The sequence below is a fragment of the Pannonibacter carbonis genome (assembly GCF_003012935.1).
Lineage (GTDB): Bacteria > Pseudomonadota > Alphaproteobacteria > Rhizobiales > Stappiaceae > Pannonibacter > Pannonibacter carbonis.
In genome coordinates this window covers 423,197-442,386 of the sequence record NZ_PUDR01000003.1, presented here as the reverse complement: position 1 = coordinate 442,386, position 19,190 = coordinate 423,197, and the positions used below count along the sequence as shown (strand labels likewise).

Sequence of the window (19,190 nt, the reverse complement as noted above, 5' to 3'; positions counted from 1 at the left end):
CGCCCGCATACTGCCCATGGCGGACAACCACCCGCCGTGGTCTACTTCAACGCAACCCAAACCGATCAGCAGGTGCAGGCAGTAGCTTAAATCATCCGGAAATCTGTCCAAGAGTCGGGGAGTAGCTCATAGTTCCCATTGCTGCGGAGACAAATTACAATATGAACTAAGCGTTTAGCCTAACAGGTCTAGCAGGTGCGGGTTCGATTCCCGTTGTTACCCTCTGTGCCGTCGGCCCCCTGATGTACGCTGCCGCACTGGTAGCACAGTACTTCCTGTTGAAGAACACTGACATAAAGGAGACAACGATGGATACAACCACAGAGAAAACTACAAAGACCCGTTTTTGGAATGCAAACTTAGCTACCATGACGGCTGTCGGCGCAGGGGTGACGTCAGGTTTGGCCCTGTTAGGCTAAGCGCTTGAGCTAGAAGCCCTGTCTCCTTGGAGACGATGTAACAGAAGCACTGCCTCATAAGGGAGATTCCAACGGTCCGTGCACCGGGCAAAAACTACGATGTGGTCAACCTGATCGTGGTCAATGGCTTGCGCAGCCAAGTCCTCCATAACCTCGCGCGATTGCGCACGCAAAGCCTCAGGAAATGCATAAAAAATTATGCGAGCCTTACGCTGCAACGGTGGCTGAACCTGAAGCGAACAGATGTGGTCGGGTTCGCGGAAATTCTTACGAACCATCGCACGCAACTTGGTCAGGTTCCTTTCAATGCTCTTTTGCTCGCTGGGATCAGCCGATGACAGAAGGTGTAGACCGATAGTTGTCCAGCCCGGCGCTTTGCTCTGGTAGAGTTGCTTTATAATTGAACTGAACAAAGTTCCGAGCTGTGGCTTCGGTTTTGGTAGCGCTATTCCCGCATCGCGGCTCATGTAGTATCGATCTAGCGGCTCGGACATACCGCTCGGCGAGAAGATGGAACCTTCTTGCCTCAAGCGTTCGATATTGAAGCCGGTCTTAAGGTAGAGGCCAAGGAAGTCAAGTTCATCTCCATACAGGTTGAATGACTTTTGCAGGTAGATCCGCTCACCAAGATAGTGGAGGTAAGTCAGTGGATTTTCAAGAATGTCGGCGATGCAAATAAGATCAGCAATTGTAATCGTGGGTGCGAGCTGATGGTCGACCGGGACCCAACCGATTTCCTTGAAGTCCGCCTCTGCGGAGCTCAGCGCCGAAAAATCATCAAGTGTCACCGATATCCTTATGATCTGATCGACAATTTCGGGATTGATACCGATCCGGCGAACAACCGCTTCGGCTAAGGCATCGCCTTGCTTCGCAGAACTGATAAGCGTCGCTAAGCGCGCAGACTGCTCAGATGGAGCAAGCACCATCTCGGAGACGTGGCGCTTCACACGATCCGGCGCACCGCGCAGCCCCTCCGGGGTAAGGCGATTGGATTTCGCTTCAGCGATAATGACGGTGCGATCGAGCGTGACGAGAACATCTGTTTCGAATTGCTCGGTGCCAACTTGCCACTTTGCTGCCGGCACTATGGTCGCTTCCGGCAGAGCTTTTCGCATGGTGGTTTCGAGTTGGCTTTCTAGATAGTTGGCCCTGCGGCTTTCAAGTTGTTTCTTGATATCGGCCTCTCTTGCAAGCCGAGCCATGACGCGATGGATATGACTGAAGACCATTTGCGGGATCGGGAAGACGAATCTATCGCCAAGTTCGATACCTGGAGCGTCCCACATTGGATTGGCAAGGAAGAGTTGGTCAGGATTTATTCCAGCCAGACTGCCCGGAACCACAGACAGAGACTTAAAGGTCGCCTGAACGACACTTTCTGTTTTACCTGAAAGCTTTGCGATTTCAGCGACCGTAAAGCTTGCACGTTCGGAATGCCTGAGATCGCAATGGCCCATGATCACACCCATCATGCTGTCGAGCGTCACTCCCGGCGGTATGACGGACAGGAGGTCTTCGTGACCACCTTCAAGTTCAGGAAAATATTTGTAGTAGTTCCTAGCCATTTGCCTAACATTGGGCGAGCGGATGACCTTCGCAAGTCGCGTGAAATGTTCGGAATGCCTGCGCTCAAACTCTCTGACGACCGCACCTATCACCTCAATAAGGTCGGAGGCCCCAAAACCGAAATGCGGCTTAAGGAGATCGTCTAGGGGTCCGTACAGGTCGGTACAGATACGGATAACATCAGAGTAGTAGCCCCAGTTCCTGATCGCCTGCGTGTGAATTCTAATACGCTCCTGCAGCGACAGGACCGTAAGTTTCTGTTTATCTGTTATTCCATCTGCGGCTAGGATGCGTTTGTGCAGGAACGTCTCAGCAATCTTTGGAACAGTCTCGAACACCGTTTCCATGACAGCGGGTGTGAATGGGTCATTTCCCCACTCGTCCAACGGAATGGTCATGATCAACGCGAGCAGCAGCTCTGCGTGATGCTGCTGAATGTCCATGAGAGGGGATTTGGTGTTTACGCCCTCACGTCCTACCGATGTCTGAAGCCCATAAGCCGCGAATGTTGAAACGATCCCTATTGGGTCCGACTTTCGAAGCTCATTCGTGACAATTCCGAGTGTCGCCGGAAACTCGTCGACGCTGTGTCGTGCCGCAGTCAGGACGACCTTCTTGAATTCGTCGTGGCGTTCTTCCTGAATGGCAATGCTAGAGAGTTCGAGCTTCGGCTCTTTTCTCTTTGACGGACTTTTGCGGCGGTTCTTCTGGCTTCGAGGCATGTAGCGATAGTATATCGGATTAACGCCTGCTGTCTGCAGGCGACTTGTGTATTATGTGGCCTTTCCTCGTTGAAGGTCGGCCAATTTAACCGATGAACCTCCGCTTTCAGGAGTTGGCAGTAGCTCGACGAAAGACTGCCATGGGGCGCAAAACGGTCGTTGATTTGATGTGCGACCGAGTCTGCTCTGGACCGTAATCTGCAGCTGTCCGGTAAAACCTGCCACCAGCCGAACACCCTCCCCCCTTTCAAGATCCATTGCACAGCCCAACGGCGCCTGTTGGAACACTTCCGCCGCCACATTGCCGTTCGCGCCTTTTTCACACGCGGGCGGCGATTAAGCGCCTTCGCCGAAGTCCAGCCCGCTCCGCGCCTCGATCCGCCGCACGGTCTCCCGGTGTCCGCTTGGCCCGGGTTGGTATCCCGACGAGGGTCGATGCCCTCGGCACGGCTCGCCCCTCCCCCGTCCCTTTGTTTGTCCAAGGCTGCATCGTGCCTTTTTTCGGAGGTACTGCTGCCGCCCCCGTCGAGGCCAGAGACGGGACATACGTTTCCAAAGCCACAGGCAGCGTGATTGTCTGGTTTCAGTCGAAACGCCCTGTTGTCTTGCGCAGCAGGTCAGGTTCATTTGCTGTGACCAACGCATCGAACAACAACACAACCTCAAATCTACTCTTGGTTAGAAAACTTCAAACTAAAACTTTAGGTAGATTCTCCCGATCTACTACCTTAGCGTCACCCCGCCCGGCGTTGCGTATGGGGGGACTACATCGTGCGGCCTGACTGCTCACTATCACCGGCGTTTTAGCCGGGCCGCGCCTTGAGGGGATTCGACGATGTCGCCCCCTCAGGGGGCACTTTCGATGTGTGATATTGAGTACATCCGCTGGATGCGGGACCAGTCTGACGACAGCAACGTTCAGCTCCTTGCGACATTCGCGGCGTTGTATGTCGGTTCGCAAGCTGCGGCGGAGCAGTTTCGGGCGGCCGGTAACACGTCCATGGAAGAGTACATGCGCGTTTGGGTCCAACGGGGACTGGAACAGTATGAAGAACTCAGACAACAGCTCATCACGAAAGGCGAGCTCCCGGCCGCATTGGCTGATCCTCAGCCTCTCGCGCTGGCCAACCTGGCTCGTCCTCCTCGGCATCGGCTGGGCCACCGGCCTGTTGGTCCGGCTCGTTCTGAGCGCATCGTCCTAAGCGCAGGCTCCGGTCCGACACCTTGACGATCTGAGGCCACACCGAGCCGGACCGATCAAGGCGGTCGGATTGGCATTGCATTCACGGGACAGGATCCAGGCGAGGACAATCACCTGTCTCCTGTCCCGCGCATTCAGGCCGCCGTTAAACGGCCTTTGAACGGCGCCCAGCGCCGTCGAGTGATCGGCGCTATGCAGATGAACCTCAGATGCCGAGGCTTGCGCCACGGTCAATTTTCCACCGAGGAAAAGTCCGGCCCGCCCCGCGCCTCAAGCCGCCGCACGGTCTCAAGGTGCCCCGCCTTGCCCGGGTTGTAATCCCATCCCGGATCGATGCCCTCGGGCACCTGTCGCACCTCCCCGGTCCGCTTGTTCGTCCAGGGCTGCAGGGTCACCGCCGGCGGCTCGAACGTCAGCGCCTCGCCGTCCTGCTTGAGCCGGTCCAGATCCCTCTCTGACAGGCTCTGCAGGCTGCAGCGGCAGTTCCAGCCGTTGGGCGGCGCATGGATGTCCCAAAAGGCATGATCGAGGGGCAGCACAAGATTGTGCAGCCGCAGATGCTCCGGCCGGGTCAACCCGTCTTGCAGGGCGACATAACGCAGGTAAGGCCGGCTTGCCCGTGTCCGTTCGAACGCCGCCCAGTGCCCGGCGGCCAAGGACACCCGCATGTTGACCTCGAAGATGGTCCGCAGCCGCTGCAAGCTTCCCAGGCGAACCCGGACCGGCTCACCGGTCAGCGGGTCCACGTCGATCGCTTCGCCCCACCAGCCCTTTTGCACCAGCACCGGCATCAGGCGGCGGGAAAAGCTGTCGAGGGTCTCCCCCGCCTCCAGCGCCGTCGTGATCGCATGATAGATGTCCTCGAGGATCGAATGACCGGCGGACTTGGCAACCGTGAACATCGCTGCATGGTCGTCCGCGTAGACCTCTTCCCAGGCAAAGCTCTCGTGCAGCCGCCCGCCCCTCAGCTTCAGCGCCCGGATCGCTTCGCGCGGCGGCAACGGGATGAGTTCCACGCTCACCCCGGGTCCTCCTCCGCTTCGCCGGCAAGTCTTGCAGCAAAGGCGGCCCGGGCCAGCGTGTCGGTGAAGGCCGTCAGCCCCATGTGATTGGCCCGGCGTTGCAGGATCGCCCGCACTTCCTCGAGCGTTTCAGCCGCCCCGATCTCTGCGTCCAGTCCGTCGACCACCGGCCCGACCATCTTTTCCCAGCCCTCCTCCAGAAGTGCGTCCACGGCCCGGTCGATGGCATCCGGAGGCGCAACCCTGGATCCGGCCCGGAACGCCTTTGCCCCGAATTCGTAGGCCCGCAAGGGCTCAGCCTTGGCCGGCGAGACCGCTTGGCCCGGTAGTTCGGGGTCGTGCTGGATTGGTGCTCCTAACAGTTCCTCGTCCGGATCCGGATCTGGCAGGCCAAGATGGTCGCGCAGGGTCGACATGCCCACTTTCAGCCCCAGCGGCACGAGCTTGGCCACATTCTCCACCAGCGCCGTCACATCCACCTCATCCGGCCGCCCGATCCGGATCGCCGGATAGGCAGAACGCGGCCCCAGATTGAGATCGACCAGCGGGCGCACCAGGTCGCGGTTGAGGCTTGCCGCCAGCTGGCGCGCGTCTGCCTCCTCGATGTCGGCGCGCACTTCGTCATGGACCTTGCCAACCGCATGCCCGCCCGCGATTGCGTCCGTCGTGCCGGTCTGGCCCAGCACCAGCTTGGAGATCTGCCGGTCCAGCCAGTCGGCCCGCCGTTCATAAAGATCCAGAGAGCCGGTGAGTTTGGCCTCGATGAAGTCGATCGCCATGGTCTCGGGCACGATGGCCGCATAGTCGGAGGCGATGCCGGCAACCGCCTGCATCAGCTTGGCCTTGTCTTCCTCGGTGGCGCCAGGCCCGAATTTGCCGAGCCGCAGCGGCTGGCCATAGCTTTCGGAAAAGATCGCCCAGTCCTTCAACGTGAACGCCTTGAACAGGAACGACCAGGCCGCGCCGCGCGCCAGCCCGCCGCGGATTGGCAGGCCTGACTTCGCCTTGGCCGTATGGACAATCCAGCCGAAGGGCGTGAGCGGCTCGTCGTGGCTGACCCCGCGCAGTAAAAGGATTTCGGGGTCGTCCCGGTCAAAGCGGAACCAGCGCGGATCACGCCACTTGAAGGCCTTCGGCCGCCATTGGCCCTCGGACGTGTCCCAGAGGATTTCCGTCGCCGAAAAGCCCTTGCCGACCGCATCCAGAATGTCGATCAGCTCGTCGCGGAACCGGTCCCGCTGCGTGACCTCGCGGACCAGATCGGCCGCCGCCACCTCCTCGGCCGCGTCGCTGGCCGCCTCGACGGTGATCTCCAGCGCCGCCACCTGGCGTTTGCGCGTGCCCAGCACCCCGGCATAGTGCTCGTTGCGCTCCTCCATGTCCTCGGCCAGCGCCAGATAGGGCTCCGGATCGCCGTCGATCGAATCCCGCAGGACCCGCGCCAGCCGTTGCGGCGTCAGTCCGCTGGCTGGATGGAACGCGTCATTGCGGCGCGTGGCGCGCAGCTCGGCTCCGGCCTGTTCGGTCCGGAGCAAGCGGGTTGAGATCGGCCGGCCATGCATGTCGACGAGCCCTGTTGCCATCACCACAGCCCTTTCCGCCGGGATCCGGCCAGCGTGAAGGCCCCGTCCCGGGGCTCAAGATCGTCGGCTGCGCCTTCGTCGAACCGTGACGCCCCCTGCGGCACCGGCGCATAGCCGAACTCCCGCCACTGCATCCGGCTGGCGAAATGCGCCAGCGCCAGCGCGATGGCATAGTCGCCATGGCGCTTCCTGCCCTTCTCGCCCTCGCGCAAGGGCGGCACGCGCGGAATGCCGCGGATGAGCTTGATGGCCCTGAGATCCGAGAGGTGATCCGCATCCTTGCCTAGAAAAAGCGTTTCGTCCTCGAAGGCGGCCTTCAGCGGCGGCATTTCGAGCCGGTACCAGGTTTCGGAGAAATGCACCGGCATGACGAGACCGGCCCCAAGCGGATCTTCGCGCAGACCAAATCTGCGGCCCATGTCCTCGGCCACCGTCCAGCCCATGCCGGTGGCATCAAACGCGGCCCCAACGAGACGGCTTTGAACGGTGCTCAAAACGGCTTTGACGATGGCCTTCTGTTCCTCGCCCGGCACGCCGCGCAATTCGAAACTCAGCACTTCGCGGCGGGTGAGCCGCCGGTCGATGGCAAGAAGACAGCCGACGGTGAGGTCCGACACCCGGCCGAAATCGAAGCCGAAGGCATAGAGCGGTTTTAGGTCGAGCCCTTCAAGCACCGCGTCCAGATCCGCGCGGAACGGTGCAACACGGCGGGCCTGGGCAAGCCGGTCGAAGTGCAGGAAGTCGCGCGGCAGATCCAGCCGCAGGACGGGGGCATCGGCGCTCATGCGCGCCTCGATCAGCGGCGCGGCCAGCCAGGTGCCCGAGCCCATGGCGGGAATGCAGAACAGTTCCTCGTCCGCGCCCTCGCCGTAAAAGTCGATGATGTCCTTGCGGAATGCGGCTTCGCCCTCCGGGTTCCACGCCCGCCCCTGCACCAGGCAGATCCGCTCATAAAGCCCGTCTTTCAGCGCATCGTCCAAATCCACGCGCAGATGGGCGTATTTCGAGCGGCCGGCCAGAATGTCCTGGACGGCGATGTTGAACGGATTGTCGCTGCCGTCATGGGTGGAACAGACCACCACCTGCCCGCCCCACATCAAAAAGGCGAGCGCGGCCTTCAGAAGCTCGGCCAGCTGATCGACGAAAGCCGCCTCGTCGATGATGACGACACCCTGCTTGCCGCGCAGCGACCGGGGCGCGGACGACAGGGCCAGGATCTCGAAACCGGAGGCAAAGCGGATGCGGAAGGCCTGGATGTGCCGGGTCTGGGTCGGATCGGCCGGATCGGTGTCCTCGAACAGGAATTCGTCCTCGGCGAGCGCTGCCACCGCATAGGCCCTTGCCCACATGGCACAGGCATCGATGAACTCGCGGGTCATCTCCTGGGAATAGGAGATGTACATCGCGTCCATGCCGCCCGCAGACTTTTCCCGGGCAGCGCGCAGCACCGCATAGGACGCCAGCCCCCAGGTCATGCCGATGCGGCGGGATTTTTCAATGAACAGCACCCGGATCGCGGTCGTTTCCAGAAGACCGACGGCCCTGGACTGATAGGGCAAGAGCACATTCGGCAGGCCGACCTGGTCCGCGATCCGGTCGATGGCCGTCATCGACGCCCGGCGCAGCTCCGTCCAGTCGGCAGCCGCCAAAAGTGTGGTATGCGGCGCGGTCATGCCGCCCCCTCCCCCGGTTTGGCAACGCCCAGGATTTGCGCCTTGATCGCCTCCGCCGTGTCCGCTGTCAGGCCTTTCACCTTCGCCACCCGGTCGACGGCCTTCTCCGTCCGTCTGACAAAATCGCTTTCGACCTTCTGGCGGCGCTGGGTCGAGACGCCTTGCGCCTGCGCCGCGGCCCGAAGCGCCCCGGCGAGATTGAGCGCACCTTTCGGATCGATCCCGCTTTCCCCGGCATCCGTCAGCACCTCGAAGACCAGGGTCTTGATCGCCTCGGCCGCAATCAGCGTCAGATCATCGGACGCCTGCGCATCGAACTTTTCGGCAATGCTCGCCGCGATCGCCCGCGTGTCCTCCAGCCGCCGGGTCAAAGTGGCGAGCTTGATCGCATAGCGGTTAAAGGCGGAAAAGGAGGGAATGGCGAAGTCCAGCTCACCGCGATGCTCCTGCTGCAGGGCTTCGAGCTTCAGGAAGAACTCCTCGTAAATCTCCTTCTGGGTCCGGTCCCGGCCGCGCAGTTCACCCGCAGCCCAGGCAATCACCGGATCGCAAGCCGGTGGCAACTGCTCGATGGCGGACAGGCGCCCTCTCCCCTTCTTGACCTTGGGCATGATCAGGCCCCGGGCGAAGGTTTGAGGACGCCATCGAGCAGCGCCCGGCGCTCCACATGGTCAAGGCCCGGCCCGAGCAGCTCGGCGACCTGAACCGATCCGGCTGTCGATATCCGGACGGCCCCAAGGCTCTCCAGGCGGTTCAGCTGCGTGCGTACATAGTCGCGCGGTTTGGTGTGGCCGAAGCTTTCCAGGATCTTCTGGATCAGGGTCTCGTTGAGCCGGTGGTCGGTCTCGCCCGCAAGCGCCTTGAGGATGATCAGGCGACAATCGGCGGCCGCGTGGTCGGCGTAAGTCATCTATCGCCCCTCCCTCATCAGATAGTCCTCGACCCGGTGGACGGTACGCGAGACTCCCGACAGGCTTTCGTCCAGCCGCCCGACCGTGCCGCGCAGCTCGGCGAGCGCCAGTTTAAGCTCCAGGACATCATCCTTGGCCGGCAGATGGCTGAGCTCGCTTTCCGCCGACTGGATCCGCCGGTCGTGTTCGATCAGCTTCTGGTCGACGGCCTTCAGGTGTTCGGAATTCACCTTCACCCTCGACATCAACCAGGAATGGACTATGGCCCCCAGCGACATCAGCACGGCAATCAGGCTCGCCCATTCATTCAGCGTGTCAGGAAGCATCGGACCGGCTTTCTGGAACCGGGCCGCACAGGACCCGCCATCTGGCATTGTGCGCCTTGGACTGCAGGATGGTGCTGTCCGTGTCCCTTGGCGACCAGCGGATCGGATCGATCGCCCCGCACAGGAGGACCGGGCGCCGGTCCGACTTCTCAAGCCGGGTCAGCGCCGCCGGGCTCGTCTCTTTTGAACCCGTCATCGTCTCGCAGCCGGCCAGGCTCAGCATCAAGCCCAGCGCGCACGTCACGCTCCGCAGCCCTTGCCCGTTCAAGCGCATGAATGGCCTCCTTGAGACTGTCCGCGGCGGCCTCTGCCCGGCCGGCCGCAAGCAACCGCCGGGTCCGCACCGTGGCGGCTATTTCGGCAATGAGGGCGGTCAGCGCCTTCAGGACGACGAGCCATCCCATGCCTCAGCCGATTGTCTTGCGCGCCGTCACCCGGCCGTAGATGGCCAGCAGCGCGCCTGCGATCACCGCCAGGCTGTCCCAGGCGGCAAAGACCTGATCCGTGAGACTGGAGAGCTCTGCCTGGTCGGCCGCGGTGACTTCGATCCCGAACAACCCGGCCAGCGCGCCGAGAACGGCGACCGCCGCGCCCCAGAACGTCTTGGATCGGAAAAGGCTCTTTGTTTCAGTCATGTCGAGGTCCTATTGCATGTGGTCGGTGAGCAACGCTTCAGCGCCGAGGGCCGCGCGCCGCCAGGAGCCTGCCGGTGATCGGCCCGACGATCCCGTCAGCCGTGATCCCGGCAGAGGCCTGAAACGCCTGCACGGCGGCCCGTGTCTTCGGTCCGAAGTCTCCGTCCGGCACCAGCGCATATCCCCGCCGGACCAGCCGGTCCTGCAGGGTCCGGACGGCTTCGCCCTGGTCGCCGATCACAAGCCGGCTGGACGCACGCGCCTCCGCCCGGTCCGGAACTGCGGCCGGCATGTCGGTCAAGGCCGGGTTGTCCGTTCTCGGATAGGCGCCCCAGGGCAGCTGGAAATGCGGCCCGTCAAAGAAGCCCGGCCAGTCGCCGCCCCACTCGATCGGCACATTCAGCGCGTCCGCCGCCGCCTTCATCGCATCGGCGATCCGGTAATAGAGCGGCACCTCCCACGAGACCCGGCTGCCGATCATGGCCATCAGATCGACCGCATGACCGGAAAGGTGCCGGGAGTTGAGGGTTTTCGACGCGCCGCTTTTGATCAGCTGGCGCTGCCGGGCGAGGCTGCGCCGGCCTTCGATCACCTGGAAGGGCTGCGTCGTGATCCCGGCTGCATGATCGACCACCCGCACCAGGTCAGGATGGACGCCGTCAAGGCGTTTGAGGCTGCGTGCGGTCAGGATCATGGTTCGGTCCCGGTTCGTGAAACTGATGGGACAACCATGCCGAAAGGGACGCGAAAAGATCATCCACGGCGGTGCATGGGGAGACCGGCTTTGCAGATGGCACCGGTTGTTCTGTCGTCAAAGGTCGAAAAGCGAGAGCTGGTTGCGGTCCCTCGCACGGGCCGCCCACCGGCGCACGGTGGTCTGGTCCACATGCAGCAGCCGGGCGATCGCTGCCTTGGACTGGCCGTCCCGTTCCAGAACGGCGGCAAGCCAGGGCTTGGGGATCGGCACCCGGACAATCCCCGGGCCGAGCCGTTCGCAGAGCATGGCCGCTTTGTCCGGGCCGGTCAATTCCACCACCATGGACCGCTCCGGCCGGCGCGGGAGGTACAGTTCGGATCCGCCGAATGCCAGAAAGAACCTGGTCGCCAGCGCTTCGCCGAGCACCTCCACATAGGGGGCGATGTGGGCCGGCGGCCCGAGGGGAGCGGGCAGCGTCTTCATCTGGGTCGCCTGCCCCTGACGCCACGGGATACCGTGCCCCGGGAGATCGTCCCAAGTCCCTGATGCACCGCAGCCCAGTCGCTGCCGGTCAATCGTTCCGGATCGCCATGCCCGAAGGTGTCGATCAGATAGCCGGTCAAAGTGCTGCAAGGCGCGGCATTGCGGGCAATCAGCTCCGACCACAGATGCAGGACGACCTGGAACCTTGGATCATTGTAGAGCGCCGGCAGGCCGGCCTCGATCCGGAACAGGCCCGCGTTTCCGGTTTTCCGGCGGATCCAGTCCTTGAGTGCCTCGATGGCCTTTTCCCCGTCTTGCGGGTTGCGCAGGAACCGGTCGCTGTCGAGCCCGGTCTGGCGCTTCAGGAAGGCCTGCATCGCCGTGTCAGACCGCTCCGAAATCACCCCGAGCCAATAGCCCGAGATCCAGAGCGCCCGAAGTTTCGCGGCATAAGGCTGAAGACCTTCGCGCGGCGACCGGTCAATCCGGCGTTGAAGCCCGTTCAGAACCCCGATGAAGGCCAGCCGTTCGGCAGCAGTAAGGTCCTTGGCCGATCGTTTGCCCGTCTCCCGCTGCATCAGATCGCGGTAGCTGTCCTCGTCCAGCGCAGCCTGTCTCTTGAGGACATGGATCCTTGCAAGCGTCGTCATGCCTTTGGATCCTTTGCTAAACCAAGACCTTGTGCACTCATGCGCGCCTCCTCTCCGCCGTCATCCCCGACCAGTGAGGCGAACGCCGAACGCCGATCGGGGATCCAGCGGATCATCTGCCGGCAAGGCCGGCGCAAAACGGCCGTCCAGGCCCAAACCAGTTTAGGACAAACAAACGCCGATCTTTCCCGAGCCGATGGTACCCCGATCAGGTCGGGGATGACGGTCTGAGGGCGTTGCACCGTCACACCACCCGTGCCAGATCGATGCTGATCGCGCGCCAGGTGCCATCCGGATGCGCGCGTTCGTAGAACCGGACATAGGTCTTGGAGCCGGTGATGCGCATGGCATCGCGCAAGGCATCCATTGCCTTGATCCAGCGGGCATCGCCGATATCCAGCCGCATCAGCATGAAGATTTCGGACCGGTTGATCTGGCCTTCCTTGTCCGTATTGAAGGCCCGGGTGACGATCGCCCGGATTTCCGGCCCGCTGTCGGCTGCCCACTCGGTCAGGCATTCATCGATCAATGCCTTGGCGATCTGCAGCTCAGGCCCGAAGTCGATGAAATCGGAGACCTGCACCTGGACCTTTCGGCACCCGTCAATCGTCTGATAGGTCCGGTTGCCCTTCCTGCCGCCCCGTGTGACGCCATAGTCTTGCTGCAGCAGCGCATCGAAATCGCCGAGGTCGGTAAAGGTGTGGCCCTTGAACCGGGCGATCTGCGCCGAGAGCGCCTCGGCGAAGCCGATGATCTTGCGCACCGTCTCGTCTTCGAGCTTGTGCTGCGGCTTGATGTTTTCCAGCGGGATCAGGTTGCCCTTGGCATCGAGCATATAGTCCTTGCCGCCGACGGTCAGGACGCCGTCAGCGTCCTGGGTTTCGCTCACGTGAAGGTCCATGTGCAGTCTCCTTTTGCGAGTGATCGAGCGCGCTGCGCCCCGGCGCCGGATCGCCCATCAGGGCGGCGGTGACGCTGACGGGTGCGCCGGGACAGACCGGGCGGCCAATGGGCGAAGGAACCCGCCTGACAGGTGGCCTGCGCGCTGAAGCTATCGTGTCGGGTTTCAGCAAGGGCCGTGCCTTAAGAGCGCCGCAGATCAACGGATCGCGGATCATCGACCGGGCGCGGCCCAGGGCGGTTGCAACATCCAGTTCGCTCCGCCCGAGCTCTTCGGCGATTTCCGGAAGGCTGGTCTCCATCAGGTCAAGACCGACGATCAGGGCGAGATCCCGCCTGGTGAAGTATCCGGTGGCAATCATGCCGCTCCTCCTTCATCCGGCACCGGCCGCTTGAACTTCGGGAACGGTACGATCCGGTCATCGCTGAGATCGATGACGAGTTGCCGGCGTGCAGCCTCGGGCACGCAGGCCCGTTCCAGATGCAGGACCTGCTCCCGGCAGGCCTGCAAGCGGCCGGCAAAGCGCATCAGTTGCTGATGCATCGGATCGCTCTGGTCGATCTCGGTTGCCTGGATGAACATCGCCCGGCACAGGTTGGTGATATCGTCACTCAGCATTGCGCGTCTCCCCGTCCTGGCGTTTCAGTCTGGAATGGGGACAACCGGACCGGCAGGCGCGATAGACGCGTGTGCGCACCGCATTGGTCACCGCACGCGGTTTGGCCTGCCAGGCAAGGCAGGCGTCCCGGCCAATTTGTCCGAGCACCGGGCAGACAACCGTCTCGCCCATGAGCGCGCCGCGCACGGTGGCCTCGACCCTTGCAAGATCGCCCCGGTACTTGTTGCGAATGGTTTCGCTGATGACGGCTGCCGAATAGCCGAGCCGGCGGGCAGAGGCGTTGAGACCGGAGGCATCGGCAAGACGCGCCAGTTCCAGGATCCAGTCCGGAGGTGCAAGGTCCCAGGCGGCGACCGCCTTCTGCAGCATGGTGGGATCCGGGGTCATGCCGCCACCTCCTCGGCGATCAGCGTGCCCATGATCTTCTTGAGATTGGCGTCATAGACCAGTTTGGTCCGCAGGATCTTGGGCGGCTTGGGCCCGGTGTTCATGGACGGCTTCAGCCGCCAGATGCCGGGACTTGCGGCCTTGCCGGTCCGCAGGACCTGGAGATAGGACGCCGTCTCAAGCCGCTTGATATAGGCGAGCGCGGTGGTTCGCTGGACCGGGACATCGGCCGTGCTGGCTGCAATTGCGAGCTCCTTCGCGTCGAAGGACGACAGCGACCGCATCGCATTCCAGAGCTGGACCTGACCCTGCCCCTGTTTTCCAGGTGACCCGTCCCGGTTGAGGATCGGCGTAGCCGCCGGCGATTTCACCAGGCGGTAGACATGCTGCCTCCGGACCGCCGTGTTCGTCGTCCGGGGCTGGTCTGTCTGACCGTGGAGCGTTTCGGTCACGCCGAGATACCCCGCCTTGCACAGGCGGCCGACAAAATCACTGATGCTCTTGCCGTCGAGATCGTTGCAGCGCAGATCGATGTCCTCGAAGGTGAACAGCCGTCCGCCCTTTCCCAGATCCCGGATCACGCTCCAGTAGTGGTCGTGTCCCCGGTAGACCGGTTTGCCGCTGGTGACGCGCAGTTCAAGCTGGATCGACATCAGGCCGCCCTCCCCTTGATCCGGCCGCGCGGATCGCCGGTGTAGAACCAGTCTTCAGCGAAGCGGCCGGCCGTAAGCGCACCGCCAAACCGGCCGCTGCGTTCATTGCGTGCCGCCTCGCGGATCCGGTTGAGGTTGACCACGATCCGCCGCGCTCTGCCCCCGGATTTCTCCAGCACCTGGACGATCAGGTCTTCGCCCAGCACAAGGTCCGGGCAGAACAGGTCAGCCAGCGCCCGCGTGTCCTCGACATCGCATTTTTCGGCCGGCACCCATTCCAGCACCCGGTTGTGCACCCGCTCGACCTTCTGAAGCTTCTGCGGCAGCAACTCCTCGCCGATCAGCAGCATCGGCACCTGCGAATGTTCCTGGATCTCGCGGATCAGCTCGAGCATGTGCTTGTCGGCCAGCTTGTCCGCCTCGTCGATGATCAGCGGTCGGTCGAAATCATCGCCAAGCGCCAGGATCGTCTGTTCGGTCAGGTCGGCAATCGAGCCGCGTCGCGGCTGGTGGCCGGCCTCCTTCAGGATGTTCTCCAGGAGCTTCTTACGCGTCCAGCTGTCGCCCACCTCGACCCGCAGCGCGCCGGTCACGTTCTGCGCATAGATCGCCGAATAGGTTTTCCCGTAGCCCGAATAGCCATGGAACACCCCGATGCCAGGCAGATGCGGCCCGCGGGCCCGCAACAGCTCCACCAGGGTCAGGAACCTTGCGACATTCTTCAGGGCGGCCAGTCCGCCGGCGTTGTCGGGAGCTTGGTTCAGGCTTTGCGTCATCCGGGTCTCCTCGGTCCTCTGATGGTTTGCGCGCCATGCTGGCTCAGGAGCTTGCGGGCACGGTATTCGGCCCCGGCCTGGTAGCCGGTGAGCCACAGCGCGTCCCGGTCGGCAAGCGGTGTGCCCTCGGCAAGCCGCGCCTCCAGTTGCAGCGCCCGCTTGAACCGGTCTTCCGGTGTATCGAGGGCTGTTCCGGCGGGTGTTGCAGCGTGGCGTTTCGTCGGGCCAGCCGGCGTTTCTGACCGCGTCAGCCGGTCAAGGACGGCAGCTTCCCGTTCCGAGAGCGGCTTAGCCGCCGGAGGATGCTTGGCGGCCCTTGCGGCGAGTGATTGCGGCGTTTCATGCGGCGTCCCGGCCTTGGGAAACGCCAGAATGTCGGCGTTTGTCTGATAGGCGGCCCGTTGCGCCTCGGCCACCGTGCGCGGTGTAATCCGGCGTTTGGCTTTTCGGATGTCGGCAAGCGCTTCCGTTTCCAGCGCCTTTTGCCGGGCGCGGACTTCCAGGATGATCGCGGCCGGATCAAGTCCGGCCAGATCCGGCGCAAGCGCTTCGCCGAGATAGGTTTCGCCGTCCGGTTCGAACAGCCAGAGCCGGCCAAGGTCATCCGGATTGTGGCGGCACAGCACGTCCCGGCCCGGCATGACATCGCCGGTCAGATACTGACTGCCGTCGACCCTGATGCCGAGCCTGGTGACCCGGCGCAATCCATCCTGGCCGGCAATCGGCGCTAGCAGAACATCGAGCACGCCCGGCTCCTTGATCATCCGCAGATCACCGGTCCAGGCGGTCGCCGCCTCGAAGGGGGTCTTTCCCTTGAGCCCGGCGTGGGGGGTGTGGGCGTATTGTTCGGCAGCCCAGCGATCGGCCTCGGCCTGGAGGTCGGCACCGGACAATTCGACGTTGAAGAGCTTGGCATCGTCCGTGCCAAGCCGCGCCGAGAAGGCCTTGCGCGCTTCGATCACCTTCCGGTCGGCGACCGAATGGCCGACAAACCCGGGCAGTGTCGCGGCGCAGTCGCGCTGGAACGTGCCGATCAGCCGCTCCACCGTGCCTTTTTGCTCGGGGCTGTAAGGCGACGAGGGATCATGTTCGATACCGAGCGCATCGAGCAGGCGCCTGGTGGCTTTGGCAACGAAATCGGAGCCATTGTCGGTCCTGATCGCTTCCGGGACACCCCAGGCGAGCAGACACCGGCGCAACATCAGGCCTACGGCGGCCGCGCGCGGCGTGTCGGAGATCAGAAGCAGGCACCGGCGCGAATAGAGGTCGATGGCCGCATAGAGCGTCTTGCGTCCGTCGGTCGTCATCACGTCCACGGGCGAGGCGTCGATCTCCCAGACCTGGTTGAGCCGCTCCATCCGGTTGGCGCCGGTGGCGGCAAACCGGATGCTGGACTTGTAGGCATCCGGATCGGTGATTTTCAGCAGCGCGTTGCGGTTGAGGTCCTTCCAGCGCTTCAGCGCATCCTGAAAGGTTCTGAGCGGGGGCATGGCCACCCGCCGCTGGCCCCGGCTCGTGTCGACGAGCACGGTCGGACCGAATTCGGCGAGCGCGGCATTGCGGATGTGCTTGGCCGCTAGAAACTGGTTGCTGGCATGAAGGGCCAGACACCAGGCCCTGAGGCGTCCCTGTTCGGCGAGGTCAAGGATCCCCTTGCCCTTGCGCGCAAGGGACGGATCAGAACCGAGCCGGTTGAGATCCCGTTTGAGGTGGGAGCGCCAGCGGCTGAGCGTGCGCCGGGACAGGGACGTGAATTCAGCGTGAACCCATTCCGGCAGTGCGACCTGTCCAGCGTGAAATGCCTGTGAAAACAGGTGATCGCTCACCGCCTGGCCCATCCCGGATTGCTTGTGGAACCGCTCGGCGACTTTGAGCACGATCAGCCTTGCATCGCGCGTGGTCCGCTCCCGGATGGTCAGGCCTTCGTTGGTCTCGCACCGGAAATCGTCCGGCTCGACCGCAATGAACCGGGCCGCATAACTCAGTTTCTGCGGCAGCGGCAGGAGGTCGATGTGATATTCGAAGCCGCCGCCTCCGAGCGATCCGGCCCGGCGCCGGCATAGTGCCGTCTCACTCCAGCCATCCCGTTCGATAACCTTGTGCACACCGCGTTTGGTTCCCGGAAAGCCGTCAAGTTTTAGATCGGCGAGGTCCTGGGCGGTATGCCAGAGCTTCATTGCGCGCTCCGGATCTTGGCCTGGAGATAACGGGCCCGGCCCTCGATCTCACGCTTGTGATCCTCGATCAGGGCCAGCTCGATGACATTTTCATAGCGCTTGGGGATCACCGCCAGGTCGAACAGATCGGCCAGAAACCCGAGCAACTCGGTCTTGCCGGTGGCATGGATCAGGGCGATCAGACGTTCCACGGAGATGTTGTGGTCGGACTTGGCTTCCGAGGCATAGGCGTCGAGCATGGCGGTCGAAACCGGTGTCCCGAGCCGTTCCGACATTTGCCCGGCGATGGTCGCCCGGTCCTTGCCGCAGTCCCGGAGCGCCTTCGCGACGGCCCGGCTGATGCGCGACGACAGGCACTTGCCCGGTATGGATCCGGGCTCGAAGCCGACGGAGACCCGGGGCGGCGTCCAGCCGGTGAACATGTCGATCGTGTAGGGGTCGCGGGGTTTACGCATCGAACCATCCCTCCCGCCGGGCGAGATCAAGGATTTCGGCCCTGTGCTGCCGGAACACGGCGGCCCGGCCACTTGAGTTCAGTTTTGACAGGCTGTTTGAAACGCTTTTGAACAGTCGCTCGTTGACACTCAGCGGCGGACGTCCGGCAACGATCACCAGCGCATCGGCCACCGAGGCCGCCTTGGGCACCGGTGCCAGGATCAGATCCAGGACCTTCGACTGGATGTCCGGCGCCAGATCCGACAGCGCCTTGAGTTCGCTCTGCTTCTCCGCGGTCGGAGTGCCTTTGAGGCGCTTCCGGCTGTCGGCCGACAGGCCTTGCCAGATGGCGATGGCCAGCCGCACCGCCCGGTCCGACAGGCCTGTTGCATCGGCTGCGTGGTGGCAAAAGGCAAAGATTGCCGTTTGATTTCTGTTCGTGTCCTGAAAGGTCTGGCTCTTTCGGTCGCCGCCCTTGCGGGTTTGCGGATAGAGCCGTTCGTGAACCTGCTTCAGCTCGGCAAGGCCTGCGCAGCGTTCGAGCGCGTTGAGGTCCTTGCGTGCCAGATTGTCGAGGATCTCGTGTTGGCGGAGCGCGTCACCCGCCTCTGGGGCTGTCGCCTCGGACCCGGCTGTCTCGGCCCCGGTTGTCATGGCCTCCGGCGGCAGGATCTGCACGCGGATCGTGCGCCACTTCAACCGTTTGGCGGCCTCCAGCCGGTGCAGCCCAGCGACCAGCACAAACCCGGCCCCGGCGCGCACCACATCGATCGGCGTGTTTTGGCCGCTTTCCGACATCATGGCCGCAAGGGCGGCTGCCCAGTCCGGATCGAGCGCTCTCAGGCGCGTATCCGGGACCCGGACCGCACCGGGCGCCACGTCGGCAAGGGCCCAGCCCTCCTCCGTCCGGGGGTGGTCGGTGTGCGGACGGGACGCAGCCATTACGCGGCCTCCCGCGTCTGGCGGGTGGAGTTGTTTTGTCTGGCCTTTTGGAAAGCGGACGGTGTAGCGTTCAGGCGGAGACTCGGGTGGTAGGTGCGCAGCATCGAGCCCCATTGGTCCTCCGGCCACAGATCCTGCGGATCGGCCTCCAGGAAATGCGCGACGATGATCTTGCCGCGTCGGCTCTGGGGATCGGCCCGAAGCGCGTCGGAGACCGTGGACAGCTGTTCGCCATAGGCCCAGGACAGGAACTGCAGCGTGAAGCCGGCGCCAAAGCGCTGCCGCCCTTCCCGCATCACATCAGCCCGGATCGCATGCCGGTCGAGCTGTGATGAGTGTCTGTCCTGGATCTGCGCCCCTGCCATGCCAGCCTCCATCGCAGCCGCCCTTGTGGGAGCTCAGTCCCTGA

General features: G+C 63.1%; 22 protein-coding genes. All 22 read right to left on the bottom strand.

Features of this window, described 5'->3' with window-relative positions:
- Positions 1-415: 415 nt before the first annotated feature.
- The 22 genes from C8348_RS06290 to C8348_RS06180 all read right to left on the bottom strand — a co-directional run bounded on the left by C8348_RS06290 (position 416) and on the right by C8348_RS06180 (position 19,146).
- Positions 416-2,710, bottom strand: coding sequence for a hypothetical protein (locus C8348_RS06290; protein WP_157950394.1), 2,295 nt, complete (start codon positions 2,708-2,710; stop codon positions 416-418).
- A gap of 1,431 nt (positions 2,711-4,141) precedes the next feature.
- Positions 4,142-4,933 (bottom strand): phage head morphogenesis protein, encoded by a 792-nt coding sequence (locus C8348_RS06280; RefSeq protein ID WP_106752407.1) that lies wholly within the window; start codon positions 4,931-4,933, stop codon positions 4,142-4,144.
- Positions 4,930-6,516 carry a DUF935 domain-containing protein gene (locus tag C8348_RS06275; protein ID WP_198646940.1) on the bottom strand — a complete coding sequence of 529 codons (1,587 nt, stop codon included), beginning with the start codon at positions 6,514-6,516 and terminating at the stop codon, positions 4,930-4,932. The genes C8348_RS06280 and C8348_RS06275 overlap by 4 nt, the downstream gene beginning before the upstream one ends.
- Positions 6,516-8,189: a terminase large subunit domain-containing protein gene (locus tag C8348_RS06270; protein ID WP_106752406.1), complete on the bottom strand. Its 1,674-nt coding sequence runs from the start codon at positions 8,187-8,189 to the stop codon at positions 6,516-6,518. The genes C8348_RS06275 and C8348_RS06270 overlap by 1 nt, the downstream gene beginning before the upstream one ends.
- Positions 8,186-8,800 (bottom strand): phage protein Gp27 family protein, encoded by a 615-nt coding sequence (locus C8348_RS06265; protein ID WP_106752405.1) that lies wholly within the window; start codon positions 8,798-8,800, stop codon positions 8,186-8,188. Before C8348_RS06265 ends, C8348_RS06270 begins: the two co-directional genes overlap by 4 nt.
- Positions 8,801-8,802: 2 nt before the next feature.
- Positions 8,803-9,099, bottom strand: coding sequence for a VpaChn25_0724 family phage protein (locus C8348_RS06260; protein ID WP_106752404.1), 297 nt, complete (start codon positions 9,097-9,099; stop codon positions 8,803-8,805).
- Entirely contained in the window at positions 9,100-9,426 is a 327-nt protein-coding gene (locus C8348_RS06255) for a DUF2730 family protein (protein WP_106752452.1), read from the bottom strand.
- 149 nt (positions 9,427-9,575) lie between these two features.
- Positions 9,576-9,830, bottom strand: a complete 255-nt coding sequence (locus C8348_RS06250) for a hypothetical protein (protein ID WP_106752403.1) — start codon at positions 9,828-9,830, stop codon at positions 9,576-9,578.
- 3 nt (positions 9,831-9,833) lie between these two features.
- Positions 9,834-10,061 (bottom strand): hypothetical protein, encoded by a 228-nt coding sequence (locus C8348_RS06245; protein WP_106752402.1) that lies wholly within the window; start codon positions 10,059-10,061, stop codon positions 9,834-9,836.
- A 37-nt stretch (positions 10,062-10,098) separates the two neighbouring features.
- Complete coding sequence (locus C8348_RS21910) at positions 10,099-10,755, bottom strand: peptidoglycan-binding protein (RefSeq protein ID WP_157950393.1); 657 nt, start codon at positions 10,753-10,755, stop codon at positions 10,099-10,101.
- A 117-nt stretch (positions 10,756-10,872) separates the two neighbouring features.
- Positions 10,873-11,241: a helix-turn-helix domain-containing protein gene (locus C8348_RS06235; protein WP_106752401.1), complete on the bottom strand. Its 369-nt coding sequence runs from the start codon at positions 11,239-11,241 to the stop codon at positions 10,873-10,875.
- A complete protein-coding gene (locus C8348_RS06230; protein WP_106752400.1) occupies positions 11,238-11,891 on the bottom strand; it encodes a regulatory protein GemA in 654 nt (217 codons plus the stop codon). Before C8348_RS06230 ends, C8348_RS06235 begins: the two co-directional genes overlap by 4 nt.
- Positions 11,892-12,135: 244 nt before the next feature.
- Positions 12,136-12,792: a DUF3164 family protein gene (locus C8348_RS06225; protein WP_106752399.1), complete on the bottom strand. Its 657-nt coding sequence runs from the start codon at positions 12,790-12,792 to the stop codon at positions 12,136-12,138.
- Positions 12,758-13,153 carry a hypothetical protein gene (locus tag C8348_RS06220; protein ID WP_106752398.1) on the bottom strand — a complete coding sequence of 132 codons (396 nt, stop codon included), beginning with the start codon at positions 13,151-13,153 and terminating at the stop codon, positions 12,758-12,760. The genes C8348_RS06225 and C8348_RS06220 overlap by 35 nt, the downstream gene beginning before the upstream one ends.
- Positions 13,150-13,410, bottom strand: coding sequence for a hypothetical protein (locus tag C8348_RS06215; RefSeq protein ID WP_106752397.1), 261 nt, complete (start codon positions 13,408-13,410; stop codon positions 13,150-13,152). The genes C8348_RS06220 and C8348_RS06215 overlap by 4 nt, the downstream gene beginning before the upstream one ends.
- Positions 13,400-13,798 carry a transcriptional regulator gene (locus C8348_RS06210; RefSeq protein WP_106752396.1) on the bottom strand — a complete coding sequence of 133 codons (399 nt, stop codon included), beginning with the start codon at positions 13,796-13,798 and terminating at the stop codon, positions 13,400-13,402. The genes C8348_RS06215 and C8348_RS06210 overlap by 11 nt, the downstream gene beginning before the upstream one ends.
- Positions 13,795-14,451 (bottom strand): hypothetical protein, encoded by a 657-nt coding sequence (locus C8348_RS06205; protein WP_106752395.1) that lies wholly within the window; start codon positions 14,449-14,451, stop codon positions 13,795-13,797. Before C8348_RS06205 ends, C8348_RS06210 begins: the two co-directional genes overlap by 4 nt.
- A complete protein-coding gene (locus C8348_RS06200; protein ID WP_106752394.1) occupies positions 14,451-15,227 on the bottom strand; it encodes an AAA family ATPase in 777 nt (258 codons plus the stop codon). The genes C8348_RS06205 and C8348_RS06200 overlap by 1 nt, the downstream gene beginning before the upstream one ends.
- Entirely contained in the window at positions 15,224-17,404 is a 2,181-nt protein-coding gene (locus tag C8348_RS06195) for a DDE-type integrase/transposase/recombinase (protein ID WP_106752393.1), read from the bottom strand. Before C8348_RS06195 ends, C8348_RS06200 begins: the two co-directional genes overlap by 4 nt.
- A complete protein-coding gene (locus C8348_RS06190; RefSeq protein ID WP_106752392.1) occupies positions 17,401-17,859 on the bottom strand; it encodes a hypothetical protein in 459 nt (152 codons plus the stop codon). The genes C8348_RS06195 and C8348_RS06190 overlap by 4 nt, the downstream gene beginning before the upstream one ends.
- Positions 17,852-18,781 (bottom strand): ParB N-terminal domain-containing protein, encoded by a 930-nt coding sequence (locus C8348_RS06185; RefSeq protein WP_106752391.1) that lies wholly within the window; start codon positions 18,779-18,781, stop codon positions 17,852-17,854. Before C8348_RS06185 ends, C8348_RS06190 begins: the two co-directional genes overlap by 8 nt.
- Positions 18,781-19,146: a hypothetical protein gene (locus C8348_RS06180; RefSeq protein WP_106752390.1), complete on the bottom strand. Its 366-nt coding sequence runs from the start codon at positions 19,144-19,146 to the stop codon at positions 18,781-18,783. Before C8348_RS06180 ends, C8348_RS06185 begins: the two co-directional genes overlap by 1 nt.
- Positions 19,147-19,190 lie beyond the last annotated feature (44 nt).